Origin of the sequence: Sedimenticola selenatireducens DSM 17993 (assembly GCF_000428045.1) — a bacterium.
Taxonomy (GTDB): Bacteria; Pseudomonadota; Gammaproteobacteria; order Chromatiales; family Chromatiaceae; genus Sedimenticola; species Sedimenticola selenatireducens.
Genome location: NZ_ATZE01000010.1, coordinates 181,996 through 208,086, shown reverse-complemented (window position 1 = coordinate 208,086; position 26,091 = coordinate 181,996). Strand labels below are relative to the sequence as shown.

Below are 26,091 nucleotides of genomic sequence, written 5' to 3'. Positions count from 1 at the left end.
ATTACCTATTGTGGAAGTGATTAATTATTCAGTTTTTTCGTTTCACTGGCGTCATGGTAGAGCGCGCGGAGGATGTCCTGACGCTTTGTCGCCGGCCGGTCAGGATCAGCTCGGTCGGTATTATTTTTCCGGCCGCCAAAGAATTCCCCGATGGCGCGGAATACCCGCTTCAGGGCCCGCCACAGCTTCGGTAGCAGCCAGATTATCAACAGCAGGGTCAACACCAGGCCGGCAATAAAAAGCCAGGGATAGTGGAGCGATGCCCAGAGACCCCCAATCACCACCAGATCTTCGGTGATGGAGGCGGTCCAGTTGCTGAACGGCTCCGGTGAGGTGTTGATCAATACCCGGGTGCCGGTTTTCGTGAAGTGCGTGGTAGCAGCAAGACCACCACCGATCAGGAGGGCGGCGAATTCGGCGGCCTGACTCACCTCAAGTCCTTGGGCCATCCCGGCGGCCAGCACGGCACCGGCAGGGATACGGATAAAGGTATGCAGCACATCCCAGCCGGTATCAACACCCGGGGTCTTGTCGGCAAAGAACTCCACCATGTACATGAAGCCGGCGGCGGCCAGCACCAATGGATCACTCAGCAGTTCCAATCCTGGCGGTAATGTGACGTCTCCTGTCATGCCTAGATAACCCAGTACCAGCACGGCGGCATAGAGATTGATACCGGAGGCCCAGGCCACGCCCAGTGTCAGAGAGATAAGTTCAATGGTTTCCATTGATTAATTCCTTAATGGCCGTGGTTTGTCCATTGGATAGAAGTGAAGGCATATCGGTTCCCGCCTTGTTGCCATTGGCCAGTCTCGCCGGTGTGCGGAGTCGGCGACTGTTGTATTGAAGTTTGAGGAAGGGATGGGGTTGGAGTCAAGCCGGTTAAAATCAGAATTAACGGCGTGAATCGCTGTGGTGCAAAAAGCCGCCTCCCTGGATCCTGCCGGATATGACTATCCAGTGCCGGCAGTTGTGGCAAGTCGTTCTCTATCAGTATGAATTTTAAGTCAATAATTGACCTTTAAAAAATGTGTATATATAGTGTGCGCATTCCTTGTTCGTGACAACTGCGGAGATATATCCGGGGTAGAAGGAATTAAAAGAATCGTCACGCAGTGCTTAAGCGGCCCACGGGCCGCTTTTTTATTGTTTCCGCCAAGCTGGTATCGGTTTGGATCTTTAGATTTTTCCTGTGGCACCGTATGATTAACGACGTTTTCTGATCCGGATGAGACATGTCTCGCCCCCTCTCGCGTGGCTGCCCTCCTGTGGGTCAACCGTTAGTCACTCTTCAGTGTGGAATCGATAAAATGGTGAAAGTAGGTATTGTTGGTGGTACGGGCTATACGGGGGTTGAACTGCTCCGGTTGCTGGCGGGACATCCCGAGGTGGAGGTCGCGGTCATCACCTCCAGGGCCGAGGCCGGGCGTCTGGTTTCCGATATCTACCCAAATCTGCGAGGCCATTTCGATATCCCGTTTACCGAGCCCGACCTGACAGCATTAAGCGATTGTGATCTGGTGTTTTTTGCAACACCCAATGGCACAGCCATGAAACTGGTCCCGGAGTTGCTCGAAAAGGGTTGCAGGGTAGTTGATCTGGCAGCCGATTTCCGCATCCGGGACATCGCGCTCTGGGAGCAGTGGTATGGTATGACTCATAGCTGTCCCGAACTGGTCGCCGAGGCTGTCTACGGACTGCCCGAGATCAACCGTGAAGCGATCCGTACGGCGAGTCTGGTAGCCAATCCCGGCTGCTATCCCACCGCCACGACGTTGGGTTTTTTGCCGCTGATCGAGTCCGGACTTGTGCGCCTTACCGGATTGGTGGCGGACTGTAAATCGGGAGTCAGTGGTGCGGGTCGGGGAGCCAGTGTCGGTATGCTGATGGGAGAGGTAGGTGAGAGTTTCAAGGCTTATGGGGTGCCTGGACACCGCCACATGCCGGAAATCCGGCAAAATCTCTCAGCCGTTGCAAACAGCAATGTCGAGCTCACTTTTGTTGCGCACCTGTTGCCGATGATCCGTGGCATCCACTCCACGCTTTATGCCACTCTGACAGACGAGGTCGACCTGCAGGCGCTGTATGAGTCGCGCTTCCGTGAAGAGCCTTTTGTCGATGTGCTGCCGGCGGGTTCGCATCCGGAGACGCGCAGCGTCAGGGGGATCAATCACTGTCGGATAGCCGTCCACCGGCCGCAGGGCGGGGATACCGTAGTGGTACTCTCGGTTATCGACAATCTGGTGAAAGGCGCAGCCGGCCAGGCAATTCAGAACATGAACATCATGCTGGGCCTGGAAGAGACGCTGGGTCTGCAGGCGGTAGCCCTGTTGCCATAACTGAATGATCTGGTGTGTACACATTATGCAGTGGCGCATAAGGCATTGATTCTGTCTGGACCGGGAATCTGGGAATGAAAATCAGAACACCCCGCATTGTCCAGACCCGCAGTCGCTGGGTTTTTCTCTGGGCAATATTGCCGATACTGTTGGCTGCTGTGTTGTTGGCGGGCTGGCGGGAGTATATCCAGTTCAGGCAACCGGAGGCGGATCAGCTTCACCGGCTCAAGCTTGAGTTGACCGGACAGCGCCATCAGGTCAAGTTACTGGAAGCAGAGCGCAACCGTTTGCGCGAGCAGGTGGCTGCGTTGGAGCGGACCAGCCAGATCGATCAGGAGTCGATACGTCAGGTGCGGGAGGCGCTCAGAGAAAGGCAGTCCGGGTATCTGGAGATGGAGCAGGAACTCAAGATACTGCGTGGTATCGTCGATACCGGAGTCAAGTCGGAGGGGCTCTATATCCAGCGCTTTAGGCTGGACAAAAGTGATGTGCCTGACAGCTACCGCTTCCGCTTCACTGTCAGTCAGGCGTTGAAGAACGCCGGTACGGCAGTGGGATGGATACTGCTTACCCTGGAAGGGGAACAGGAAGGCGAAATTGTTGAACTCACGCTGAAAGAGTTGACCAAAGAGAAAGATGAAAAACTGAAAATGCGCTTCAGGCATTTTCAGGATGTTGATGGATTAATCCAGCTGCCGGCGGGCTTCAGTCCGCAACGGGTTATTGTGGAGATCAATCCAACGAATAACAGGTTGCCGAAAGTGAAAGAGAGTTTTGGCTGGCTGGTGACCGATTGAGAGGATGACAGATGGCGCGTTTTAAAAAGTTCAGGGCTCCAAAGATTGCCACCGTGATCGGTAGCGGAACCACTATCCACGGCGATGTCAATTTCACCGGTGGTCTGCATGTCGACGGATTGGTCTGTGGCAACGTGATGGTCGAGCAGGGTGGGGAGTCGGCGCTGACTCTGAGTGAGCAGGGGCGGGTTGAAGGTGATATCCAGGTCCCCAATGTAATACTTAACGGCACAGTGGTGGGGGATGTTTACGCATCCGAACGGGTTGAGCTGGCGCCCAAGGCCAAGGTTACCGGCACGGTCTATTACAATCTGCTGGAGATGGCGATGGGGGCGGAGGTCAACGGGCAACTGATCCATACCAAGGATGCCCAGCCGCAGATGCTGGGTTATGACGGCCAGGATATCAAGTCGGAGGATCCAGACGATGGAGCGCAGCCCCGGGTGGTTGCATTTGATAGTGCCGATGAGGAATCGGAGCGGGCGCCCCGGGGGCGTTGACGGCAGGAAGATCGTAATACTTGACTAAATTGATCAGAAAAGCATAATGTTTTAATAATCGCTCGGCGAGAGCGTTTTTATTACAGATTTTGGAGTTGGTTATGAGTGGTATGCAAGCTGAAACCGGGAACCCGCTGGTATTTACCAATGCAGCGGCGACCAAGGTGTCTACCCTGATCAAAGAGGAGGGTAATCCCAACCTGATGTTGCGAGTCTTCATTCAGGGCGGCGGTTGCTCAGGCTTCCAGTATGGATTCAGCTTTGACGAAGAGATGAAAGATGGCGATACCCGGGTGGATACCGATGGCGTCACCATGCTGGTTGACCCGATGAGCCTGCAGTATCTGATGGGCGCCGAGGTTGATTACACCGAGAGCCTGCAGGGGTCGCAGTTTGTGATTCGCAATCCTAACGCTACCACTACCTGTGGTTGTGGTTCCTCTTTCTCGGTCTGATAAGAACAAACAGCACATATCATAAAAAACCCTGCATCTTTGAAGATGCAGGGTTTTTTTGTCCAGGCGTGGATTTGTTCCGCGAGGCACAGGGAAGTGCGGTGGCGGATTTGTCCGGGTAACTGGATCAGTTTGCGGGAGCTGCCGGGGCAGCCGGTGCGGCGGGATAGCCATAAGGTGCGGGGGCGTAGCCATAGGGAGCGCCATAACCACCATAGGGAGCGCCGTAACCGCCATAGGGTGCGCCGTAACCACCGTAGGGGTAGCCGCCATAACCATAGGGATAACCGTAACCACGACCATAGGCATTGCCGTAACCGCTGCCACGGCCGCTGAAGTTCATGTTGAAATCGCCCGTGCCGTCACCCCATCCATCTCCTAAACCGTTCCATGGGCCGCCACCCCAGGGGCCGCCGCCCCATGGACCACCCCACCAGGCGGATGCGGAGGCAGAGGCAACAAGCAAGGCCGCAACGGCGGCAGCTTTCATGATGCTTTTCATAATTTCTTCTCCCTGATTCGTAATTTTGGGTATGAAGGCCACTACTCGGTAGTGGCCTCTCTAATGAAAGTATTAGTGGTTTCTAAATATGTCAACCTGGATTACGGTTATTCTTGATCTGGGTTAACTGTCGTCTTGGCGGTTATTTTTTAAACAACAGGGGGGCGACATCATCAAAACTGCAGGCGAAATGGACTTTAATGCCTTTTCGAATATGTTCGGGTACCTCTTCGTACTCGCCCCGATTCTCCTCCGGTAGGATCAGTTCCCGGATGCGGGCGCGCCGCGCCGCAATCATCTTTTCCCGCACCCCGCCAATCGGGAAGACGTGGCCGGTCAGGGTCAGTTCGCCGGTCATGGCGATATTTCTGACTGGCTGGTTGCGTGCCAGTGACAGCAGGGCGGACGCTATGGTGATACCGGCGCTGGGTCCGTCCTTCGGAGTGGCGCCGGCAGGTACATGCAGATGGATGAAGCTGTTTTCAAAGAAATCCGCATCGGCCCCCAGTCGTTCGGCATTGGCGACGATATAGCCATAGGCGATTTCGGCGGATTCCCGCATCACCTCTCCTAGCTGGCCAGTCAGTTTAAAGCCCCGGGTGTAACTGTGGGTTCGAACGGCCTCGACGCTCAAGGTGGCCCCGCCCATGGCCGTCCAGGCCAGTCCGGTGACCACGCCAGGTCCGGTCAGATTGCGTTCATCGCGAAAAATCGGACTGCCCAGGTACTCCTTCAGGTCCGATTCCTCAACCACTATCGGCATCGGTTCCTTGTCCAGGATTCGTACCACCGCCTTGCGCACGATCTTGCCGATCTGTTTTTCCAGCCGCCGAACGCCGGCATCCCGGGCATAACCCTCTATGATCGCCTTCAGAGCCTCCGTATTGAGTTTCAGCTGGTTGCGTTTCAGGCCGGCCCGCTTCAGTTGCCGCGGCAGCAGGTACTTGCGGGCGATCTGCAACTTCTCCTGCGCGATGTAGCCGGAGAGCGGGATGATTTCCATGCGATCACGCAACGGCGCAGGAATGGTGTCCAGTTGGTTCGCGGTACAGACAAACAGCACCTTGGAGAGGTCGAATCTCAGGTCCAGGTAGTGATCTAGAAAATCGCTGTTCTGCTCCGGGTCCAGCGCCTCCAGCAGGGCCGAGGCCGGATCGCCGTGAAAGGAGGCGCCGATCTTGTCGATCTCGTCCAGCATGATGACCGGGTTGGCGGTCTCCACCTCCTTCATTGCCTGGATAAATTTACCCGGCATGGCGCCGATATAGGTGCGTCGGTGGCCCTTGATTTCCGCCTCGTCGCGCATGCCGCCGACCGAGAAGCGATAGAAGGCGCGTCCCAGGGCGTCGGCAATCGATTTGCCGATGGAGGTCTTGCCGACACCGGGTGGACCCACCAGCAGAATAATCGAGCCGCTGACTTCACCTTTCATCATGCCGACCGCAAGAAACTCAAGAATGCGCTTCTTGACATCATCCAGCCCATAATGATCTTTATCCAGCGCCTTGCGCGCCTGGGCCAGATTGAGTTTGTCCTGACTGTGCTTGCCCCATGGCAGCAGGGTGATCCAGTCGATATAGTTGCGGGTCAGGGCATACTCCGGTGAGCCGGTCTCCAGGATCGACAGCTTCTGCATCTCTTCATCCAGCCGCTTGCCGACCGCCTCCGGCAGCACCAGCGCTTCAAGCCGTTCCTTGAACTTGTCCAGTTCGGCGGTGCGATCGTCCTTTTCCAGCCCCAGCTCCTGCTGAATTGCCTTGAGCTGTTCACGCAGGAAAAACTCCCGTTGATGGGTGTTGATCTTGTCCTCAACCGTCTTGCGGATTTCGTTTTGTGCCTTGGCCAGTTCCAGCTCTTTGTTGAGCAACAGCAGGACCTTTTCCATGCGTGGCAACAACTCGATCTCCTGCAGTATCTCCTGGAGCTGGAAACGGTCGGCCGTGGTCAGGCTGGCGGCAAAGTCGGCCAGGTGGGAGGGATCATCCGGTCCCAGCCGGTCAAGAAATATGCGCAGCTCCTCGCCGTACAGCGGGTTCAGCGGTACCAGTTCCTTGATGGTGTTGATAACCGCCATGGCATACGCCTTGATCTCATCACTGGGCGTCGAAGACTCTTCCGTGAAGTAGCTGACCTGGGCCCGAAACGGGGCGCGCCTTGCGACAAAACTCTCGATTTTGAAACGCTGCAGGCACTCAACCAGCACCTGCAGGCGTCCTTCCACTTTCTGCACGCGATGGATTTTGCAGGCGGTGCCGATGCGGCGGAAGTCACTCGGTACCGCCTCTTCCGAGGTAGAGGCGTCGGTCATGACGATACCCAGTATGGCCTGTCCGGATTCATAAGAGGCAGAGACGGTCTGTTCCCAATGTTCATCGTTCATCAACAACGGAACCGCCTGTCCGGGGAAGAAGGGGCGGGTTGTGACCGGCAACAGGTGAATCACGCCGGGCAGTACATCGCCCTGACGGGCCAGTACATTTTCGGAAATGATGTCAAGGGCTTCGGCGTCAATCGCGTCGTCATTCATTTTTTTTCTGCTCTTTGATATTGTCCTGCCGCTGTGTATGGGTCGCGACAGGTTGTGGGTTCCCGGGTTATTACATTCTCATCCAATTAAGTTATATCAGGCTGACGGCGCGGTTTTGCAAGCCAGATTGGAAAGCCGCACGAAATCGGCCAGGGAGAGCCGCTCCGCCCTGAGTGACGGGTCGATCCCGGCGGCGGTTATCTGGTCGGCGTGCATCAGTTTGCCGAGACTGTTACGCAGGGTTTTGCGGCGCTGGGCAAAGGCGCTGGTGACCAGTCGCGAGAAATACACCGTATCATCGATGGTGTGGGATGGTTCGGTGTATGGGATCAGACGTACGATAGCCGAATCCACCTTGGGTGCAGGTTTAAACGCACCGGGCCCTATCTCGAATAACGCTTCGATTTGACACCACGCCTGCATCATCACCGACAGTCGGCCATAGGTTTTACTGCCCGGCCCGGCGGCCATCCGGTCGACAACCTCCTTTTGCAACATAAAGTGCATGTCGCGGATGACATCGGCGTACTGCAGCAGGTGGAACAGGATCGGCGTCGAGATGTTGTAGGGCAGGTTGCCCACCAGGCGCAACGGACGACCATCCAGGGCGAGTTGGGAGAAATCGAACTTGAGTGCGTCACTGTTATAGATGTTCAGCTCGCCCAGGTCAGCACAGCTGACGGCCAGGGGATGAATCAGGTCCCGGTCCAGTTCCACCGCGTCCAGCCGGCCGGTACATTTCAGCAGCTCCCGGGTGATCGCGCCCTGTCCGGGGCCTATCTCCACCAGATGTTCGTCACTCTTTGGATGGATGCAGGCGATAATCCGCTGGATCACCCCCGGATCGTGCAGAAAATTCTGACCGAATCTTTTCTTGGCCTTATGATTCGAGTGGGTACTCATGGTTATCATTCATCTTATCTGCATATATGAAGCTATAGGTAAATCCAGCGAATAAACGAACCCGGTTGCATATCTGCCTGGAGCGGCTTCAAGTCCGGATCAGAAAATCAGGAAGTCTGTCGATGAGGCTTGGATCATAACACCTGATCTGGCCATTTTCTTCGTATCTGCTTTATTCATTGCGAGTTATCAATGACGTCGGCAGACAGATTCTTACTATATCACTCAAGAATTATTTGTTTGAATAAACAGGAAGGCCGTCCCTCTGTTCAGGAATCAATGATGGCAACCGAAATCAAGGTGGCCCCATTGATGTCGCGTATCAACGAGCTTGCGCCGGTGTTTGAAGCGCGCACTGCCCATTGTGTCGGGAAACTTATTGTTGAGTGATGCGGCCCCTGACCGCAGGAGCCCCAAACGTATAAAATATCGGAACCCGGTCAATGGACAGATTTACCAGAAACTACTCAATTACCCTCGGCCTGATTCTGATCGTTTTTCTCGGTTGGGCGCTGTATGAGGATCCGCTGGTTGCGGACTTGAACGCACTCCTCGAACAGGATAGTGACGTGGCCGCCTATCCATACCGGTTTCAGGTACTGGCGCTGCATGATGGTGTGGCGACGATGAGCAGTCCGCGCTCCAGTGATTTTCCGGTCTACCGGGCACTGGGGATATTGTTTCCTCCATTGGCAAATCGGGCGCAGGATAATCCGGATCTTATGCAGGCACAGCAGGATTTGGCCCGGGTGCAGAAACGGGCTATGGCCATTGTCCTGGAGTCAGGTAAGGCGAAGCGCGTGCGCTGGGAGTTGGACCGGGACTGGCTGAGTCGACACGGGGTTCAGGTCGGGCTCTAGGAGCCTGTCAGACTTAACACTGATCTACTGTGGAAAAGCCGGATTTAGCCATATTTTCCGATCTTCCTCGTTGAATAGGTCCACTATTCGCCTCGAAAGATCAAAAAATCTGTCTCAAACCGGCTTTCCCTCGCTACGATCGGTCAAGCCCGACAACCTCCTGGCTTCTGCAAAGCGCTCCTTCCCCGGTGGTTATTATCAATGCCATCTGTGCGAATGCCCACCGCGCAAAGCGGTGGACGTTGACTGGAGCAATTCGCTATGGCTGTTAAATCATGATGGCAGTAAAACTACGAACGGCTTAATCAAAGGTTACCGGCTACCAAACAGGTAGAGTGCAAACAGGTCCTGCTCACCCAGCCAGAACTGTTGCAGATCGAGCCCGACGTTCGCGGTCAGGGCAATAAACTCTTCCGGTGTGTATTTGTATGAGTTCTCAGTATGCACGGTTTCGCCTTCGCCAAATTCGAAGCGGTAGCCGTTCAGGCGCAGCGTCTGCCGGCAGCGGCTGACCAGATGCATCTCCACACGCCCCTGATCGCCGTTGTAGAAGGCCCGGTGTTCAAAGTTCTGCGGGTTGCACTCGATCCCGGTCTCGTTGCGTATCCGGTGCAGCAGGTTGAGATTGAAGGCGGCGGTGACGCCGGCGGCATCGTTATAGGCCGCGTCCAGGATACGGGGATCTTTTTTCGTATCGACCCCAATCAGCAGCATGCCGTCCCGGCCGATCTTGTCGTGCACCATGGCGAGGAACTGACAGGCGGTTTCGGGGGTGAAATTACCGATACTTGAACCGGGAAAGAAGGCGAGCCGGGGGCCCGTGGAGACCGTTTCCGGTATTGGCAGCGAGTGAGTAAAGTCAACACAGGTGGCATGCACCGGCAGCCAGGGAAACTCGTCGACCAGCGCGCATGCAGCCTCCTTGAGGAATTCACAGGAGATATCCATCGGTACATAGGCGGTCGGTTTCAGGACGTCCAGCAGCAGCCGGATCTTGGCGGCAGAGCCGGCACCGGGTTCGACTATGACGCGCCCGGTGCCGGTCAGTTCGGCGATCTCTTCGGCCAGTCGGCCGAGCATCGCCTGTTCGATATCCGGTGGGTAGTATTCCGGCTGTTCACAGATGGCGGCGAACAGGGCCGAGCCCCGTTCGTCATAAAAAAACTTCGGTGGGATCGATTTGGGCTTGCCCAAGAGGCCCTGAATCACCGCCTCCTGCAGGCTCAGAGCCTTAGGCTTGTGGTCGTGGAAAGTGATTCTTTTGGCCATCAGGCATCCTCTGCCAACCGCAGGCCGGAGAACATCCAGCGTTCATGGGGATAGAAAAAGTTACGGTAGCCAGGACGCATATGTCTGGCGGAGGTGGCGCAACTGCCGCCGCGCAATACCATCTGGCTGGACATGAATTTGCCGTTATATTCGCCCATGGAGCCGGCAAGTGGCCTGAAGCCGGGATAGGGGCTGTAAGGTGAGGCGGTCCAGGCCCAGAGATCACCATACCATTGACCCGCGTTATCGGCCGGAGCCGGATGCAGCAGGCCGCTGTCGACAAAATTGCCCGCAACTGGCAGCTCAGCCAGTATCAGCTCCAACTCCTCCTCCCGGGGCAGTCGTTTGCCGGCCCAGCGGGCGTAGGCATCGGCTTCGTAAAAACTGACATGACAGACCGGTTCATGGGGGTTAAGCCGGCGCTCCCCGGCCAGGGTGAATTGGGTCCATCTGTCATCCCCTGATTGCCAGTACGGCGGCTGCCGCCATCCCTCTTGCTGCAGCCTGGCCCAGCCGTCGGAGAGCCAGAGCGCGGGGTTGCAATAACCCCCGTCCTCTATGAACTCCAGGTACTCCGCGTTGGTCACCAGGCGATCGGCCAACCGGTGGTCATAGATCAGTACGGAGTGGCGGGGTGTTTCATTGTCGTAGGCAAAGCCGTTACCACCGTGGCCGATGGAGTGCAGTCCGCCCTCCTGTTCCAGCCAATGGACCGCTGGGGCTTCCCCTTGTGGTGGCTGAAGATCGTCCCGATAGGCGGGCTTGAGCGGATTCACCGAGAAGTTGTGCTTGATATCCATCAGCAGTAGTTCCTGGTGCTGTTGTTCGTGGTGCAATCCCAGAGTAATACGGAAGGTGAGGGCTTCCATGTCGGTGTCGCTGCTATTGCCGATCAGCTTCTCCACCTGCGTATCAACGTGATGGCGATATTCCAGTACCTGTTCCAGGGTGGGGCGTGACAGCAGGCCGCGCCGGGGGCGCGGGTGCATGGCACCAATGGTGTAGTAATAGCTGTTGAACAGGTAGTGAAAGTCAGGGTTGAACGGGACATGATCCGGCTTGAAATGGTTCAGGACAAAGGTTTCAAAAAACCAGCTGACATGGGCCAGATGCCACTTGGGTGGGCTGGTCTCGGTAATGGATTGGATCTGGTAATCGTCAATGGCCAGTGGCTGGCACAGCTGTTCGCTGAAACCCCTGGTACGACGGTACTCTTGCAGGAGCGTCTCCCTGCCCATATAGAATAACCTGCAGTCTTCGGTCTTTCAGGTAACCATAGACTAAATTGCCGGTGATGGAGGAATACCCTGGGGACGCAGTAGCGGGGGGCGAATTCTGTTCAGGCGGACTTGCGTTTATTGTGGCGGTTCACCAGGGATTCGATCTGGCCGGTTGGGATCGGCGGACTGTAGAGGTAACCCTGACCCATTTCGCACCCCAGTTCCCGGAGGAAGTTTTCCTGGAAAACGGTTTCCACGCCTTCGGCGATGATCGCCAGTTGGAGGCTTTTACCCAGGCTGATAATGGCCTTGACGATGGCAGCGTCATCGTTGTCCTCGGCCAGGTCACGGACAAAGGAGCGGTCAATTTTGAGTCGGTTGATGGGCAGTTTTTTCAGATAGCTGAGGGATGAGTAGCCGGTGCCGAAGTCATCGATCGCCAGTTGAATACCCATGTCGCGCAGCCCGCGCAGGGCATCGATCGAGGCGTGAGTTTCACTCATAATGAAACCTTCGGTCACTTCCAGTTCCAGCCATTCGGGTCGGCAGCCGGTTTCTTCAAGTATTCTGGCGATATTCACCACCAGATCATCCCGGCGGATCTGTTTGCCCGCCAGGTTGACTGAAATGGTGTCGATGGGCAGTCCGTTGCGTTGCCAGGTCACCATCTGGCGGCAGGCGTTTCGCAATACCCAGTTGCCGAGGGGAACAATCAGCCCGGAGGCCTCCGCAACCGGCAGAAAGCGAGCCGGCGGAAGAACGCCCAATTCCGGGTGGTTCCAGCGCACCAGCGCCTCCAGTCCCACAAAGCGTCCATTCGTGAGAGACTTTTGCGGCTGGTAATAGACGGCCAGCTCGTCTTTTTCGATGGCGCGTCCGAGACTCCCCACCAGCGTGATCCGGTCATAGGCGGAGGCGGTCATCTCCTCGGCATAGAAGTTGTAACTGTTACGCCCTTCGTCCTTGGTGCGGTACATGGCGGCATCGGCATTTCTCAGCAGTGTTTCGCCTCTGTCCCCATCCTGCGGGTAGAGGCTGATGCCGATACTGCAACCGATAAAGATCGACTGGCCGTTGATCTCGAAACGCTCATTGATCTTGTCCAGGATCTTCTGGGCGAGACAGATGACATCGGTGGTGTCCCTGATCTCCTCCATCAGGAGGACAAACTCATCGCCGCCAAGCCGGGCTATGGTGTCGTCTTCCCGGGTGATCGAGAGCAGGCGCCGGGTGACATGCTGCAATACCCGGTCACCCGTCGCGTGGCCCAGGCTGTCGTTGATATGCTTGAAATTGTCCAGATCCAGAAACAGCACGGCCAGTTGGCCTTGATTGCGCCGGGCATGCTTGATGGCGTGTTCCAATCGGGCGTCCAGCAGCAGCCGGTTGGGAAGATTGGTCAGGGTATCGTGATGGGCCAGGTGTTTCAGGCTTTTTTCCACCTGTTTACGGATGCTGATCTGCTTTTCCAGGTTCTCGTTGGTCCAGGTCAGCTCCCGGGTGCGTAGTCCCACCTGGTCCTCCAGTTGCGATTGGTGCTGTTCCAGTGCTTCCTGTGCCGCTTTGCGTCGGGTCACTTCACTGCTCAGATGATCAATCAAGGACTGGTTGTGGGTCTCCAGTTCGATGGATCGGCGGATCTGCCTGCTCATGTTGCGGCCAGTGGCGGCGAGCAATGCGGTGTAGATCAGGGTGGCAACGCTCAGCAACAGACTCCAGTGGGTACTCTGGATCAGCAGTACCATCACCAGGATTAACGATTGCGGCAGTACATAGGCAAAAAAAGCGGGCAGTCTGGCGGCAAGCACCGGGACGGCGACCGAAATGGTGCCGAATATGACCAGAAAAATCACAAAGTGGACGAACGGGTCATCGGAGGTGAGCATCAACGGAGCCAGACTCCCCCAGGCGATCCCCACCAGCAGTGTTTGGAACACATAGCGGCGTCCCCAGGTCGCTGGCGAGTGACTTTTTGGTGTCTGTGCGTGACGCACCAGCAGGTAGGTGCGCAGGCCGACGAAGAAGAGAATGGCGCTATTCCAGGCGATCAGCAGTTGGTGGTCCAGCTTGTCCCAGAGACTGATGGAAAGCAGGATGGAGATGGTGGCCACGGTCAGATTGGCTGGCAGGGCGTTGGCGTACAGCAGCTGGACCTGCTGGCTCAGTGCATGCTCTGTAAGGGGGGTGTTGTAGCGCATATTCCATGCCTGTCAGCGGTACGTTGATTCAGAGGGTCCCTCTGCTGAATAACCCAAAACTACCGGGCCGTAGGGGTAAGCTTAGGCATTAATCTCTGCTTTTGTAACGGCTGAGTTGGCCCAACCTTGAGCGGATACCCCAATTATCTGGAAAAAAGCTAGTATAGAAGGTAAGCTACCGCGCCTTTGGCGCCCTATATTTTAACGAACCGAATGCCCGGCAAACTCTATATCAAGACTTTTGGCTGTCAGATGAACGAGTACGACTCCGACAAGATGTCGGACCTGCTCAGGGAGTCTCACGGCTATACCCTGACCGACCGCCCCGAAGAGGCTGATCTGCTGCTGCTCAACACCTGCTCGATACGTGAAAAGGCGCAGGAGAAGGTGTTCTCCCAACTGGGACGCTGGCGTCCCTGGAAGGAGCAGCGCCCCGACCTGGTGATCGGTGTCGGCGGCTGTGTCGCCAGTCAGGAAGGGGATGCGATCCGTGAGCGTGCCCCCTATGTAGACCTGGTGTTCGGCCCCCAGACCCTGCACCGCCTGCCGGAAATGCTGGATACCGCCCGGCGCGAGCGGGCGCCGGTGGTGGATATCTCGTTCCCGGAAATCGAAAAGTTCGACCGGCTGCCGGAACCCCGTTCCGACGGCCCCAGCGCCTTTGTCTCCATCATGGAGGGGTGTTCCAAGTACTGCACCTTCTGTGTGGTGCCCTATACCCGGGGTGAGGAGATCAGCCGACCGTTTGACGATGTGCTGGCCGAGATCGCCGCGCTGGCCGCCCAGGGGGTGCGCGAAGTCAATCTGCTGGGGCAGAATGTCAACGCCTACCGGGGTGTGATGGATGACGGTTCGATCGCCGACCTGGCACTGCTGATCCAGTATGTGGCAGCCATCAACGGTATCGACCGCATCCGTTTCACCACCTCCCATCCGCTGGAATTTTCCGACAGCCTGATTGCCGTCTATGGCGAGGTCCCGGAGCTGGTGAGTCACCTGCATCTGCCGGTGCAGAGTGGTTCCGACCGGGTGCTGGCGATGATGAAGCGCGGCCACACCGCCTTCGACTACAAGGCCAAGATCCGCCGGCTGCGGGAACTGCGGCCCGACCTCAGTCTTTCGTCCGATTTCATTATCGGTTTCCCCGGTGAGACCGAGCAGGATTTTGAGCACACCATGAACCTGATCGAGCAGATCGGCTTTGACCACTCTTTCAGCTTCATCTACAGCGCCCGGCCCGGCACGCCGGCCGCCGAACTGCCGGATGATGTGCCGCTGGCGGTCAAGCAGGCGCGGCTGGAGCGGTTGCAGCAGCGAATCACGGAGATGGCCCAGCAGATCAGCCGTCGCATGGTGGGCAGCGTACAGCGGGTGCTGGTAGAGCGGCACGCCAAGAAGGACCGGCAGCAGTTAGCTGGCCGCACCGAGAACAATCGGGTGGTCAATTTCGACGGTCCCGAGGGGCTGATCGGCCAGTTTGTGGATATCCGCATCACCGAGGCCTTGCCCAACTCCCTGCGGGGAGAACTCATTGACGAGGGGTTGGCCCGATCCGCATGACCAAGGCTGCCTCCAGGACTGAATCCGTGTCCGCCCACCCCAAAGCCCTCGAACTGTCGTTGACTCCGGAAGATAATCAGCTGCTGGCCAACCTCTGTGGTCAGCTGGATGAGCATCTGCGCCAGATCGAGCGCCGGCTTGGTATCGAGATCAACTATCGTGGCAATCATTTCAAGCTGCTGGGCGAACCGGAGGCGATCGCCGCCGCCGGTGAAGTGCTGCAGGCGCTCTATCAGCAGGCTCGGCAGGAAGTACTGACTCCCGAGTCCATTCATCTCTATCTGCAGGAGTCGGGGATCGATGCCCTGCTCAGCGAACTGGCCAAGAGTACGGTCCCCGAAGTGGTGATCAAGACCCGCCGTGGCCTGATCCGGCCGCGTGGCGTCAATCAGCAGGAGTACCTGCATAAGGCGGTCACCCACGACCTTAATTTCGGCATCGGCCCGGCCGGCACCGGCAAGACCTATCTGGCCGTGGCCTGCGCGGTGGATGCCCTGGAGCGGGACCAGGTGCGGCGGATTCTGCTGGTGCGACCGGCGGTGGAGGCGGGCGAACGGCTCGGTTTCTTGCCGGGGGATCTGGCGCAGAAGATCGATCCCTATTTGCGCCCCCTGTATGACGCGCTGTATGAGATGCTCGGTTTCGAGCGGGTGGCCAAGCTGATTGAACGCAATGTGATCGAAGTGGCCCCGCTGGCCTACATGCGCGGGCGCACCCTGAACGATGCCTTTATCATCCTCGACGAGGCACAGAACACCACCCCCGAGCAGATGAAGATGTTCCTTACCCGTATCGGTTTCGGTTCGACCGCCATGATTACCGGCGACGTGACCCAGGTGGACCTGCCCCGGGGCCATGTGTCGGGACTGCGTCAGGCGATCGAGGTGCTGAAGGATGTGGAAGGGATCAGCTTCACCTTCTTCAACGCCCGCGATGTGGTGCGCCATCCCCTGGTACAGAAGGTGGTGGGCGCCTACGACAATTTCGACAAAAACCAGGATAAGCTGTGAACCTGCAACTGGAGGTCCAGCGTGTCGTGGAAGATGACGGTATCCCGGGAGCTATGCAGTTTCAGTCCTGGGCCGAGGCGGCGCTGAACGGGCGGCTGGACCAGGCGGAGCTGGTAGTGCGGATTGTCGACCGGGAGGAGAGCCGGCAGTTGAACCGGGAGTATCGCGGCAAGGACAAGCCGACCAACGTGCTCTCCTTCCCGTTCGAGGCGCCTGCGGTGGTGGAGAGCGATCTGCTGGGCGATTTGGTTATCTGCGCCCCGGTGGTAACTGAAGAGGCGCTCGCCCAGGACAAGCCGCCGCAAGCACACTGGGCGCACCTGCTGGTGCACGGGGTGTTGCATCTGCTCGGATTTGATCATATTAATGAACAGGAGGCCGAAGTGATGGAGGGCCTCGAAGTGGAGATCCTGGAATCCCTGGGATTCCCCGATCCATACCAATCTGAAAGGGAACTATGAGTAGCGACGGCACTACCAACGGTTCGATGCCCAGGTCCTGGCTGAAAAAAATGTTACAGGCCTTCGGCAACGAACCGGAAAACAGAGAACAACTGATTCAACTGCTCAGGGACGCCAAACGCCGCGCCCTTCTGGATACCGAGGCGCTCTCCATGATGGAGGGGGTGCTGCAGGTTTCCGAGCTGCGGGTGCGGGATATCATGATCCCCCGCGCCCACATGGTGGTGATCGAGCGGGATGCCCCGCTGGAAGCCATTCTGCCTATCGTCATCGACTCTGCACACTCCCGTTTCCCGGTCATCGGCGACGACAAGGGCGAGGTGGAGGGGATTCTACTGGCCAAGGATCTGCTGACTTACTTCGGTGAGCAGAAACGCCGTTTCGATATCCGCGATGTGCTGCGGGCGGCGGTCTTCGTGCCGGCCAGCAAGCGGCTTAACGTGCTGCTCAACGAGTTCCGCGCCAGCCGCAGCCACATGGCCATCGTGGTGGACGAGTACGGGGCCGCCGACGGCCTGGTCACTATCGAGGATGTACTGGAACAGATTGTCGGCGAGATCGAGGACGAGCACGATTTCGATGAAGGGACCACTATTCTGAAGCGCAGCGAGACCGAGTTCACCGCCAAGGCGGGCACTTCCATCGACGAGTTCAACGACTACTTCGAAAGCGATTTTCCGGACGAGGAGTTCGACACCATCGCCGGCCTGGTCACCCAGTCCCTGGGACATCTGCCCAAGCGCGGCGAGGTGGCGGAGATCGACCGCTTCCGCTTTGAGGTGCTGCGCGCCGACAGCCGGCGCATCCATCTGCTGAATATCCGGCTGTTGCCGCGCCAACTGGATAGTGCCCTTTAGTCTGGTTCAGTGGTTTAAGTCCAAGTCACCGTGGCGGTTAACGGCCGCCTTTGCGGCGGGCGCCCTGTCGGTGCTTGCCTTCGCCCCCTTTTCCCTCTATCCGCTGGCCTTGGCCGGACCGTTGCTGTTGCTGTGGCTATGGCGTGACGCCACCCCCCGGTTCGGCTTTCAGAGCGGTTGGGCCTACGGGCTCGGGCTGCTCGGCTTCGGGGTGTTCTGGCTGCATATCAGTATCGATCAGTTCGGCAATATGGGGACCGCCGCCGCGATGGCCATCACTCTGCTGTTTGTGCTGGCCATCGCGCTCTATTACGGACTGGTGGGCTGGTTGACTGCACGGTTGTGGCAGGCCGGGATGGGTGGCTGGTGGCTGTTCGGGTTGGTTCCCTCACTCTGGGTGCTGGGGGAGTGGCTGCGCGGCTGGATTCTCACCGGCTTCCCCTGGCTGCTGCTCGGTTACTCCCAGATCGATTCACCCCTGGCTGGTTATGCCGCGCTGTTCGGCGTCTACGGTGTCAGCTGGCTGCTGCTGTTGAGTGCGGTGCTGCTGTTCCGCCTGCTGAGTCCGGCGGTCACCGGCCGTCTCTGGCTGGCCTGCGGCCTGGCGCTGCTGTGGGGTGGAGGCCTGTTGCTAAGCCTGGTGACCTGGACCGAGCCGGCGGGGCCGCCGCTCAAGGTGAGCATGATTCAGGGCAATATCGCGCAGGAGGCGAAGTGGCGGCGAGACTCGCTGCGCCCGACCCTGGACCTCTATACCGGCCTGACTCGTGAAAACTGGCAGAGCAACCTGATCATCTGGCCGGAGACGGCGGTGCCGGCGTTCGCCCATCAGGTGGAGGAGCTGTTGCTGCGGCCCCTCACAGAAGAGGCGCTGGCCAACCAGAGCGCCCTGTTGATCGGCATACCGATGTGGGACGTTGAGAGTGGCGCCTACTACAACAGCATGATCAGCCTGGGACAGGAGCGGGGCAGCTATGCCAAGCGTCACCTGGTGCCGTTTGGCGAGTTCATGCCGCTGAAGGCGTGGCTGCGCCCGCTGATCGACTGGCTGCAGATACCCATGTCCGATTTCACCGCCGGTGATTCGACTCGCCCGCTGCTGCGAGTGGCCGGCTACTGGGCCGGTATCTCAATCTGCTATGAGGATGCCTTTGGTGAAGAGGTGATCGAGGCCCTGCCGCAGGCGGCGTTCCTGGTCAATGCCAGCAATGATGCCTGGTTTGGCGACTCGCTGGCACCTTCCCAGCATCTGGAGATTGCCCGCATGCGCGCCCTGGAGAGCGGGCGCTACCTGCTGCGCTCTACCAATACCGGCATCTCCGCGCTGATCGACCCGAAAGGCAAGGTGCGGGATTTTTCCCCGGCTTTTCAGCGGCATGTGCTGAGCGGCGAGATCATCCCCATGCAGGGGGCGACCCCCTATGTGCGGATCGGTAACTGGGGAGTGGTGCTGTTTTCATGCCTGGTGGTCGGTGGCGCCCTGTTTAGGTTTGGAAGACGCCGTCGGTTATAGAATGAGGCGGCCTCTTCCCTAATATCGAGGGGTTGGAGTCAAACCGCTCAGCGTAACGAGGTTATTGGTTGTGCCACCGGTGGTTTGACTCTGATCCCGCCTGCTAATCCGCCCTGCTGTTCAGTTGCTCCCGCCGCAACCGCTCTTCTTCCTCCAGGTAACGGATCACCTCGCGGGTCTGGTGCAGCACTTCCTGCCGGGTGTCAAGCTGGCGTTCCAGCGGGTCGACTGGCGCTGTGCTGGGTTGCTCTGAACAGGCGGTAACCGACAGGGCGGTCAGGGTGAATAGCCGGAGGGGCGGTTTGAGTCTTTGAATCATCGCAGCGCTCAGGCGTCCGGACTCCGTTCGGACAATATCACCTGACCATCGTCCAGCTCCGGCCAGTATTTTCCGTCCAGCACCTGTAGCAGCCGGTTGCCTGCAATCACCCGGCGCCAGCCGTGCAGGATCTCCAGTTCCCGCTCGCCACTGACCAGGGCCTCGATCTCCTTGCGCCCGGCCAGGGCGGCCGGGGTGATGTTGTTCTGCTCCGCCAGCAGCCGCAGGCAACCGTACAGCATATCGGTCAGGGCCTCCTGGTTGGGCGTGAGCCGGACGGCTCGGCGCTTGTCCCTGGGCCACTGCTCCCTGGGCAGCGCCCTGGCGTCGGCGATCAGTTTCAGCAGCAGTTCGCCGCGTCGCTTGATGGCACCGGGTTCGAGGCCGCGGATCTTCTCCAGTTGATCCAGCGCCTTTGGCTGGCGCCGGGCCAGGTCCGCCAGCACTTCATCCTTGAGAATCCAGCGCTTTGGCCGGTTGGCCTGTTGCGCCTCCCGCTCGCGCCAGGCCGCCAGTGCCTGTAGCACTGCCAGTTGCACGCCTTTGAGTTGTTGCCGCCCCTTGATCCGCTTCCACGCCTCCTGTGGCGGGTTGCTGTAGGTGTCGGGATTGGCCAGCTGGTCAAAATCATCCCGCAGCCAGCCCTCGCGTCCTTCTGCCTGCAACCGCTGTTTTAGCGTGAGGTAGAGTTCTCCCAGGTAGATCACATCATCCAGGGCATAGCGCAGCTGTGCTTCATCCAGTGGCCGGCGTGACCAGTCGGTGCGCGTGTGACCCTTCTCCAGGCTCTGGTTGAGCAGCTTCTCCACCAGATTGCCGTAGCCGACCTGATCTCCCAGGCCGAGCAGGGAGGCGGCCAGCTGGGTATCGAACAGCGGAGTGGGGAGTCTGCCCCAGAGGTGGTGAAAAATCTCCAGGTCCTGGCGGCCGGCGTGGAACACCTTGACGATGTTCTCGTCATAGAGCAGATCCAGCAGTGGCTGCAGCTCCTTGATCTGAATCGGATCGACACTGGCGGCGATGTCGCCGTTGCTGATCTGCAGCAGGCAGAACTGCGGGTAGTAGGTCTTCTCACGGACGAACTCGGTATCCAGGGCGAGCCAGGGGCTTTGCGCCAGCTGCTCGCACAGCTCGCTCAGTTGTTGTTCGTTTTGTATGTGGCGTTCCAGCATAAGGACCATTCATGGATGCGAAGTGTGGGAGGGCAAGCATAACAAATCCTCGTCATCTGTTTGTCTGTTTTCGGCCAAAAGGTATGATGGGACTGATTTTGTCCTGAGCCGGGCGGGCGCAGGACCTGGCCGCAACAATTGGAAGGCAGGGCGTTAGTGAAAAGGTTAATCAATCTGTTTGTGGATATCTGTCTGCTGCGCGCGGCGCCCCAGGATCTGCCGGTCGCCTCGTTTCTGGTGACCTTTACCCTGTTACTGAATCTGTTGACCGGCACCATTGTGATTGTCGGCCACTTCAATAGTGTCGTGCCGGCGCTGCTGGCCCAATTGATGGATCTGGCGCTGCTGGCGCTGCTGGTGCGGCTGGCGTTGAACTATCAGCGACACACGGGACGTTTCACCCAGGCAATCAGCGCGCTGTTCGGTTGTGGGGTACTGATCAATCTGGTGGCTATGCCGTTGCAACTTATGATCGGCGATGATCCCCGGGTGTCGCCGCTGGGTGGGCTGGGCGTGCTGTTCTACGTGATGCTGGTGATCTGGGGTATGGTCGTGATGGCGCACATACTGCGTCACACCTTCGAGATCCGCTTCGGCAACGGCATGCTGCTTTCCATCGGGTATTTCATGCTGATCAACTGGTTGGTGGAACTGATTTTTCCAAGGAGTAGTTGAGATGCATATCCATATACTCGGCATCTGCGGCACCTTTATGGGTGGCGTTGCCCTGTTGGCCCGGGCGCTCGGTCATGAGGTGAGTGGGTCCGATGCCAACGTCTATCCGCCCATGAGTACCCAGCTGGAGGCGGCGGGCATTCAGTTGCGCGAGGGCTACGACCCCGCTCACCTGATGCCGGCCCCGGATTGCGTGGTGGTGGGCAACGCCCTGTCCCGCGGCAACCCGGCGGTAGAGTATATGCTGGACGCGGGCCTGCCCTATACCTCCGGTCCCCAGTGGCTGGCCGAACAGGTGCTGCAGGAGAAGTGGGTGCTGGCGGTGGCCGGGACCCACGGCAAGACCAGTACCGCCAGTCTGCTGGCCTGGATTCTGGAGTACGCCGGCATGGAGCCGGGCTTTCTGATCGGCGGCGTGCCACTCAACTTCGGCCTCTCGGCGCGCATCGGCGGAACGCCGTTTTTCGTGGTGGAGGCGGATGAGTACGATACCGCCTTTTTCGATAAGCGTTCCAAGTTTGTCCACTACCACCCGCGCACCCTGGTCATGAACAACCTGGAGTTTGATCACGCCGACATCTTCGATGACCTGGCCATGATCCAGCGCCAGTTTCATCACCTGGTACGCACCGTGCCGGGCAGCGGCCTGATCATCGCCCCCGAGGGGGAGCAAGCCATGGACGAGGTGCTGGAGATGGGTTGCTGGACTCCGCTGGAGCGTTTCTCCGCCGACACTACGGCTTACTGGGGTGCCCGTCCGATCACGCCGGATGGCAGCCGTTTTACCCTGCTGTGCGATGGTGAACCGGTGGGTGAGGTGGCCTGGGAGTTGACCGGCCGGCACAGTATCAGCAATGCCCTGGCTGCCATTGCGGCGGCCCGGCATGTGGGGGTGACGCCGGCCGTGTCGATTGAGGCGCTGGCGGAATTTCGCAATGTGAAACGGCGTATGGAGCTGCGCGGAGAGGTGGATGGCGTGCAGGTGTATGACGATTTTGCCCATCACCCGACGGCCATCGAAACCACGCTTGGCGGCCTGCGTGCCCAGGTTGGCGAGGCGCGTATCTTTGCCGTGCTGGAGCCGCGTTCCAACACCATGCGCATGGGCGTGCATGCCGGGCAACTGCCTGCGTCACTGGCAGCGGCTGACCGGGTGCTGGTCTATTCGCCGGAATCGCTGGATTGGAATGCCGCGGCGGTATTCGCGCCCCTGGGCAACACGGCTCGGGTGTTCGGGGGTGTGGAAGAGATCATCCAGACCCTGGTCGCTGAAGTGGCCCCGGGTGACCGGGTGTTGATCATGAGCAACGGCGGCTTTGAGCAGATTCACCAGCGTCTGCTGGATGCCCTGTCCAGCAGGAACTAATCTTTAGCCATGATGCATCAATCCACCAAACCCATCGCCCTGGCTATCACCGGCGCCTCCGGCGCGCCCTATGCCTTGCGCCTGCTGGAGTCTCTGGTGCAGGCGAACCGGCAGGTCTATCTGATGGTTTCCAAGGCGGCGCAGGTGGTAATGCCCATGGAGACTGCGCTCAGTTTTCCTTCGCGACCTGCGGAGGCGGAGGCGATGCTGCGGGAATACCTGGGTGCGGTGGAGGGGCAGGTGCGGGTATTCGGGCGTGAGCAGTGGACCGCGCCGGTGGCCAGTGGCTCCAATCCGCCCGAGGCGATGGTGATCTGTCCCTGCAGCACCGGCACCCTTTCCGCTATCGCCAGTGGTGCCAGCAACAACTTGATCGAGCGCGCTGCTGATGTGGTGCTGAAGGAGCAGCGTAAGCTGATCCTGATGGTGCGGGAGACGCCATTCTCACCCATCCACCTGGAGAATATGCTGAAACTCTCCCGCCTCGGCGTGGTGATCATGCCGGCCAGCCCGGGCTTCTATAACCGGCCGCAGGCGGTCGCTGATCTGGTGGATTTCATGGTGGCGCGGGTGTTGAGTCATCTCGGTATCGACAACCCGCTGAATCGCCCCTGGGGGCAATAGCCGCTTCCCTATAATGACTCAGGAGCGGTCTGCCGGATCTTCAGCGCTGTCCCCCTGTCCTGAACCTCGCCGCCGCTGAGTGGCTGCAGGTCCCTTCGTAACAGCTCCAGTGCCTGATTAAAGTTGGGCGCCGTCTGGGCATAGGTGATGAAGCCGATCAGCTTGACCTGTCGCTGTTCGCTGATATTACCGACCCAGAGCGGTGTTTCACTTCCCCGCAGACGGTAATCGGTGGCCCAGAACCGCAGTACCAGTCGCCGGTCATTCGGTAGCGGCTTCTCCAGCATCAGCACTTCATGGCGTCCGTCATGCACTTGTGGCAGCACCGGCAATGCCTGTAGCGGTTGCGCGGGAGAGAGCAGGCGCAGCCAGTCGGTCCCGTTGAGGCGGTTAGCCGCCGTCCACCCGGTGGCGGTGAGTTGCCGGGCAAACCACTCCAGAGAACCGGCAAATTGCAGGTTCAGCGGATGCTCCTCGCGGTTTCTGAGATCGGCGCGAAATGTCGGCAGCGAGGTGTCGGCCCCCACCCACCAGTTGCCTGCGTCGATCTGCTGGATTGTTCGGGCCGGCTCATAGCGGGCCATATTGCGTTCATGGTGCAGCACGGTCTCCATGCCGAAGCCAGCGGTCGTCACCAGCAGTGAGACCAGTACCAGCCGGGGCCAGTGGGTCTCTTTGGCGGCATGGCGGTGATAGGCAAGCCCCAGCAGGGCCACCCAGGCGAGTCCCAGGGTGATGCTGCCGGCCACGTCGGAGAGCCAGTGCACCCCAAGATAGAGCCGGGATGTGGCCACCGCCAGAATCAGCAGTCCGGCCAGGCTATACGGGAGCCAGCGCCAGCGATCCGGCAGCGGGCGGGCGATCAGGACCGAGAGAAAACCGTACAGCACCACCGAGTAGAGGGTGTGGCCGCTGGGAAATGAAAAGGAGCCAGGACGCTGTGCGATAACATCCGGACGTGAAATCTGCATGCCCAGCTTCAGCAGATAGGCGGAGAGGCTGCTGAACAGTACGGCGGCCAGCCAGTAGCCGGCGGTGCGGCGATGCCCGCTTAAAAACAGGAACAGCAACACGCCCACGGACAGGGCGATCATGACGCCGGTATCTGCCAGCCGGGTGGAATAGACCATCAGCTCATCGGCCCAGGGAGAGCGCAGGCTCTGCAACGTCTGCAGCACCGTGAGGTCGATAGTGGTGTGTACGCCACCCTCGGGAAGCAGTCCGACCAGCAGCACAAACAGGATGGAGGTGACCACCAGCAGGCTGGCAAGGATTGATAGTCCGCGAGTCTCCGGATGGTTGGGATCGGCCAGGGCGCCGGCGATCTCGCCCATCACCGGATGGGCCTGCCCCCACGCCAGCAGCCACTGCACCCAGCGGGTGGTGTGGGGGTGCAGCCGCCGGAACAGCCAGCGGATCAGGTTGTACACCAGCCAAGTGAAAAACAGCAGCAACAGGGCCAGGATCACCAGCCGCATCGCCACCTCGGAGGCCAGCTCCAGGGAGGCGCCGAAGACAATGCCCGGCAGCAGGTAGAGTGGTGCCCAGGCCAGGGCCGAGAGCACATTGGCCACCACAAAGCGCAGTGGTGTCATGCCCATCATGCCCGCAATCAGCGGGATGACGGCGCGGATCGGGCCAAAGAAGCGGCCCAGGGCGACGCTCTTGCCGCCATATTTCTGGAAGAAGTCGACGCCGCGCTGCAGTGACTCCGGGTGGCGGCTGAACGGCCAGATCGAGGTCAGCCGCTCCTGGTAATGATGTCCCAGCCAGAAGCTCAGGCTATCGCCCGCCACCGCTCCGGCCACCGCCCAACCCATAGCCGGCCAGAAGGCGATAGCGCCACTGGCGATCAGTGCACCGATGCCGAACATGACCGCCACGCCGGGCACAATCAGCCCGACAATGGCCAGTGACTCAGCCATGGCGGTGAGAAAAATCACGCTGTAGGACCAGCCGGGATGGAGTGTCACCCACTCCAGAATCTGTTGAAAAAACTCGGTCATCAGCCAGTCAGTAATGTCCATGTGACAGCGGCTAGTCTAGCCTGTTTTGCAGTAATGATCTGCATTGTCTGCTCCCCCCGCTTCACGTCATTCCGAATGAATTCGCACGTTGACAGCTGCGCCAATCCGCAACGCGGCGGAGCGAAACGAAGACTACCGGCATGTGGCTTCCGTTGTCCATGGTGTTGTGGGGTGAATGTCGTCATCTGAGCCAGCATAGACAGCCGCCGTGAAGTGCGGTTGAATCAGCTATTGTGAATCGCCCGGAAGAGGCCCACTTAATCTGTAGACACTCTGCAGAAAGGAAGTACAACATGACTCAAGAAGTAACCCCAACAACCAATCATATCTGGATACGCGGCCTCTACATGCTGCTGTTTTTGCTTATCATGGGACTGGCCAAGGGCATTGTCTTTGCCGTCGCCGTGGTGCAGTTTATCCTTGTCGCCGTTAACGACACCACCAATGTACCCCTGCGGAAATTTGGCCAGGGACTCAGCACCTACCTCTACGACATCAACCAGTTCCTGGTCTTCAACACCGAACACAAACCGTTCCCGTTTGATGACTGGCGCAATACGCCGCCAGAGGAAGAGCCACTGGAGCTGGATCAGGATATGGAGTATCAGGACGGGCAGTAGTGCGGGGAGGCGGTGCTCCACTGAGCAATCCTGCTTCGTACCCTTACCCTCGTTCCCACGCTCTGCGTGGGAATGCATACGGAGGGTAGGTAACAACAGCGCAATTCCCCTCCCCCCCTCCCCCCCCCTCGTTCCCACGCTCCGCGTGGGAACGCATAACCATCGCCCCATCAGATACCTACCCCAATTGCTTCTGGCTCGGCTCTATTCTTAATACCCCGCCTTTCTGATAGTATCCTGCAACATTCACCACTCACGCGAATGAGTTTTCTTGGGAAACCAGAACCAAGAGGCTCCCCCTTGCCACAGGGACAGTG

Annotated in this window: 25 protein-coding genes; 15 read left to right on the top strand and 10 right to left on the bottom strand. The window is 58.7% G+C overall.

Features of this window, described 5'->3' with window-relative positions:
* Positions 1-20: 20 nt before the first annotated feature.
* Complete coding sequence (locus A3GO_RS0109770) at positions 21-728, bottom strand: DUF4126 domain-containing protein (protein ID WP_029133238.1); 708 nt, start codon at positions 726-728, stop codon at positions 21-23.
* A 582-nt stretch (positions 729-1,310) separates the two neighbouring features.
* On the opposite strand from A3GO_RS0109770, the gene argC reads away from it, so the two are divergent.
* The 4 genes from argC to erpA all read left to right on the top strand — a co-directional run bounded on the left by argC (position 1,311) and on the right by erpA (position 4,091).
* The gene (gene argC, locus A3GO_RS0109765; RefSeq protein ID WP_029133237.1) at positions 1,311-2,339 is read left to right on the top strand and encodes an N-acetyl-gamma-glutamyl-phosphate reductase; all 1,029 of its coding nucleotides are present in this window, start codon (positions 1,311-1,313) and stop codon (positions 2,337-2,339) included.
* Positions 2,340-2,413: 74 nt separating this feature from the next.
* Complete coding sequence (locus A3GO_RS0109760) at positions 2,414-3,136, top strand: DUF6776 family protein (RefSeq protein WP_029133236.1); 723 nt, start codon at positions 2,414-2,416, stop codon at positions 3,134-3,136.
* Between the two features lie 11 nt (positions 3,137-3,147).
* Positions 3,148-3,636, top strand: coding sequence for a bactofilin family protein (locus A3GO_RS23405; RefSeq protein WP_051302095.1), 489 nt, complete (start codon positions 3,148-3,150; stop codon positions 3,634-3,636).
* Between the two features lie 101 nt (positions 3,637-3,737).
* Positions 3,738-4,091: an iron-sulfur cluster insertion protein ErpA gene (gene erpA / locus A3GO_RS0109750; protein ID WP_029133235.1), complete on the top strand. Its 354-nt coding sequence runs from the start codon at positions 3,738-3,740 to the stop codon at positions 4,089-4,091.
* 127 nt (positions 4,092-4,218) lie between these two features.
* Here the strand turns inward: erpA and A3GO_RS0109745 are convergent, their stop codons facing one another.
* The 3 genes from A3GO_RS0109745 to rsmA all read right to left on the bottom strand — a co-directional run bounded on the left by A3GO_RS0109745 (position 4,219) and on the right by rsmA (position 8,023).
* Entirely contained in the window at positions 4,219-4,593 is a 375-nt protein-coding gene (locus A3GO_RS0109745) for a sulfur globule family protein (RefSeq protein ID WP_029133234.1), read from the bottom strand.
* A 142-nt stretch (positions 4,594-4,735) separates the two neighbouring features.
* Positions 4,736-7,120 (bottom strand): endopeptidase La, encoded by a 2,385-nt coding sequence (gene lon / locus A3GO_RS0109740; RefSeq protein WP_029133233.1) that lies wholly within the window; start codon positions 7,118-7,120, stop codon positions 4,736-4,738.
* Positions 7,121-7,216: 96 nt separating this feature from the next.
* Positions 7,217-8,023, bottom strand: coding sequence for a 16S rRNA (adenine(1518)-N(6)/adenine(1519)-N(6))-dimethyltransferase RsmA (gene rsmA, locus A3GO_RS0109735; protein ID WP_029133232.1), 807 nt, complete (start codon positions 8,021-8,023; stop codon positions 7,217-7,219).
* A 240-nt stretch (positions 8,024-8,263) separates the two neighbouring features.
* On the opposite strand from rsmA, the gene A3GO_RS26105 reads away from it, so the two are divergent.
* A complete protein-coding gene (locus A3GO_RS26105) occupies positions 8,264-8,413 on the top strand; it encodes a hypothetical protein (protein WP_157606776.1) in 150 nt (49 codons plus the stop codon).
* Between the two features lie 53 nt (positions 8,414-8,466).
* Positions 8,467-8,883, top strand: a complete 417-nt coding sequence (locus A3GO_RS0109725; protein ID WP_029133231.1) for a hypothetical protein — start codon at positions 8,467-8,469, stop codon at positions 8,881-8,883.
* Positions 8,884-9,195: 312 nt separating this feature from the next.
* On the opposite strand, the gene egtD is transcribed toward A3GO_RS0109725, so the two are convergent.
* The 3 genes from egtD to A3GO_RS25325 all read right to left on the bottom strand — a co-directional run bounded on the left by egtD (position 9,196) and on the right by A3GO_RS25325 (position 13,570).
* Entirely contained in the window at positions 9,196-10,152 is a 957-nt protein-coding gene (egtD, locus tag A3GO_RS0109720) for an L-histidine N(alpha)-methyltransferase (RefSeq protein WP_029133230.1), read from the bottom strand.
* On the bottom strand, positions 10,152-11,390 hold the full coding sequence (gene egtB, locus A3GO_RS0109715) for an ergothioneine biosynthesis protein EgtB (RefSeq protein WP_029133229.1): 1,239 nt from the start codon (positions 11,388-11,390) through the stop codon (positions 10,152-10,154). Before egtB ends, egtD begins: the two co-directional genes overlap by 1 nt.
* A 101-nt stretch (positions 11,391-11,491) precedes the next feature.
* Positions 11,492-13,570 carry a putative bifunctional diguanylate cyclase/phosphodiesterase gene (locus A3GO_RS25325; protein ID WP_051302091.1) on the bottom strand — a complete coding sequence of 693 codons (2,079 nt, stop codon included), beginning with the start codon at positions 13,568-13,570 and terminating at the stop codon, positions 11,492-11,494.
* A 213-nt stretch (positions 13,571-13,783) separates the two neighbouring features.
* On the opposite strand from A3GO_RS25325, the gene miaB reads away from it, so the two are divergent.
* Genes miaB through lnt form a run of 5 tightly spaced genes read left to right on the top strand, consistent with a single transcriptional unit; the run spans position 13,784 to position 18,971 of the window.
* Positions 13,784-15,130: a tRNA (N6-isopentenyl adenosine(37)-C2)-methylthiotransferase MiaB gene (gene miaB, locus A3GO_RS0109705; RefSeq protein WP_029133228.1), complete on the top strand. Its 1,347-nt coding sequence runs from the start codon at positions 13,784-13,786 to the stop codon at positions 15,128-15,130.
* A complete protein-coding gene (locus A3GO_RS0109700) occupies positions 15,127-16,140 on the top strand; it encodes a PhoH family protein (RefSeq protein WP_245621705.1) in 1,014 nt (337 codons plus the stop codon). Before miaB ends, A3GO_RS0109700 begins: the two co-directional genes overlap by 4 nt.
* Positions 16,137-16,601, top strand: a complete 465-nt coding sequence (gene ybeY / locus A3GO_RS0109695; protein WP_029133226.1) for an rRNA maturation RNase YbeY — start codon at positions 16,137-16,139, stop codon at positions 16,599-16,601. Before A3GO_RS0109700 ends, ybeY begins: the two co-directional genes overlap by 4 nt.
* Positions 16,598-17,458 (top strand): HlyC/CorC family transporter, encoded by an 861-nt coding sequence (locus A3GO_RS0109690; protein WP_029133225.1) that lies wholly within the window; start codon positions 16,598-16,600, stop codon positions 17,456-17,458. The genes ybeY and A3GO_RS0109690 overlap by 4 nt, the downstream gene beginning before the upstream one ends.
* Positions 17,448-18,971 (top strand): apolipoprotein N-acyltransferase, encoded by a 1,524-nt coding sequence (lnt, locus tag A3GO_RS23395; RefSeq protein ID WP_245621704.1) that lies wholly within the window; start codon positions 17,448-17,450, stop codon positions 18,969-18,971. The genes A3GO_RS0109690 and lnt overlap by 11 nt, the downstream gene beginning before the upstream one ends.
* Before the next feature lie 103 nt (positions 18,972-19,074).
* Here the strand turns inward: lnt and A3GO_RS0109680 are convergent, their stop codons facing one another.
* Positions 19,075-19,290 carry a hypothetical protein gene (locus A3GO_RS0109680; RefSeq protein WP_029133224.1) on the bottom strand — a complete coding sequence of 72 codons (216 nt, stop codon included), beginning with the start codon at positions 19,288-19,290 and terminating at the stop codon, positions 19,075-19,077.
* Between the two features lie 8 nt (positions 19,291-19,298).
* The gene (gene rnd / locus A3GO_RS0109675) at positions 19,299-20,462 is read right to left on the bottom strand and encodes a ribonuclease D (RefSeq protein ID WP_029133223.1); all 1,164 of its coding nucleotides are present in this window, start codon (positions 20,460-20,462) and stop codon (positions 19,299-19,301) included.
* 156 nt (positions 20,463-20,618) lie between these two features.
* On the opposite strand from rnd, the gene A3GO_RS23390 reads away from it, so the two are divergent.
* From A3GO_RS23390 to A3GO_RS0109660, 3 genes are read left to right on the top strand one after another with little or no spacing between them, the layout of a single operon-like run.
* Positions 20,619-21,137: a hypothetical protein gene (locus tag A3GO_RS23390; RefSeq protein WP_051302090.1), complete on the top strand. Its 519-nt coding sequence runs from the start codon at positions 20,619-20,621 to the stop codon at positions 21,135-21,137.
* A 1-nt stretch (position 21,138) separates the two neighbouring features.
* The gene (gene mpl, locus A3GO_RS0109665) at positions 21,139-22,503 is read left to right on the top strand and encodes a UDP-N-acetylmuramate:L-alanyl-gamma-D-glutamyl-meso-diaminopimelate ligase (RefSeq protein WP_029133222.1); all 1,365 of its coding nucleotides are present in this window, start codon (positions 21,139-21,141) and stop codon (positions 22,501-22,503) included.
* A 12-nt stretch (positions 22,504-22,515) separates the two neighbouring features.
* Complete coding sequence (locus A3GO_RS0109660; RefSeq protein ID WP_029133221.1) at positions 22,516-23,127, top strand: flavin prenyltransferase UbiX; 612 nt, start codon at positions 22,516-22,518, stop codon at positions 23,125-23,127.
* 8 nt (positions 23,128-23,135) lie between these two features.
* On the opposite strand, the gene A3GO_RS23385 is transcribed toward A3GO_RS0109660, so the two are convergent.
* Positions 23,136-25,154 carry a bifunctional DedA family/phosphatase PAP2 family protein gene (locus A3GO_RS23385; protein ID WP_051302088.1) on the bottom strand — a complete coding sequence of 673 codons (2,019 nt, stop codon included), beginning with the start codon at positions 25,152-25,154 and terminating at the stop codon, positions 23,136-23,138.
* A 293-nt stretch (positions 25,155-25,447) separates the two neighbouring features.
* Here A3GO_RS23385 and A3GO_RS0109650 point away from each other — a divergent pair, with 293 nt between their 5' ends.
* Positions 25,448-25,774 carry a DUF4389 domain-containing protein gene (locus A3GO_RS0109650; RefSeq protein WP_029133220.1) on the top strand — a complete coding sequence of 109 codons (327 nt, stop codon included), beginning with the start codon at positions 25,448-25,450 and terminating at the stop codon, positions 25,772-25,774.
* The last annotated feature ends 317 nt before the right edge of the window (positions 25,775-26,091 follow it).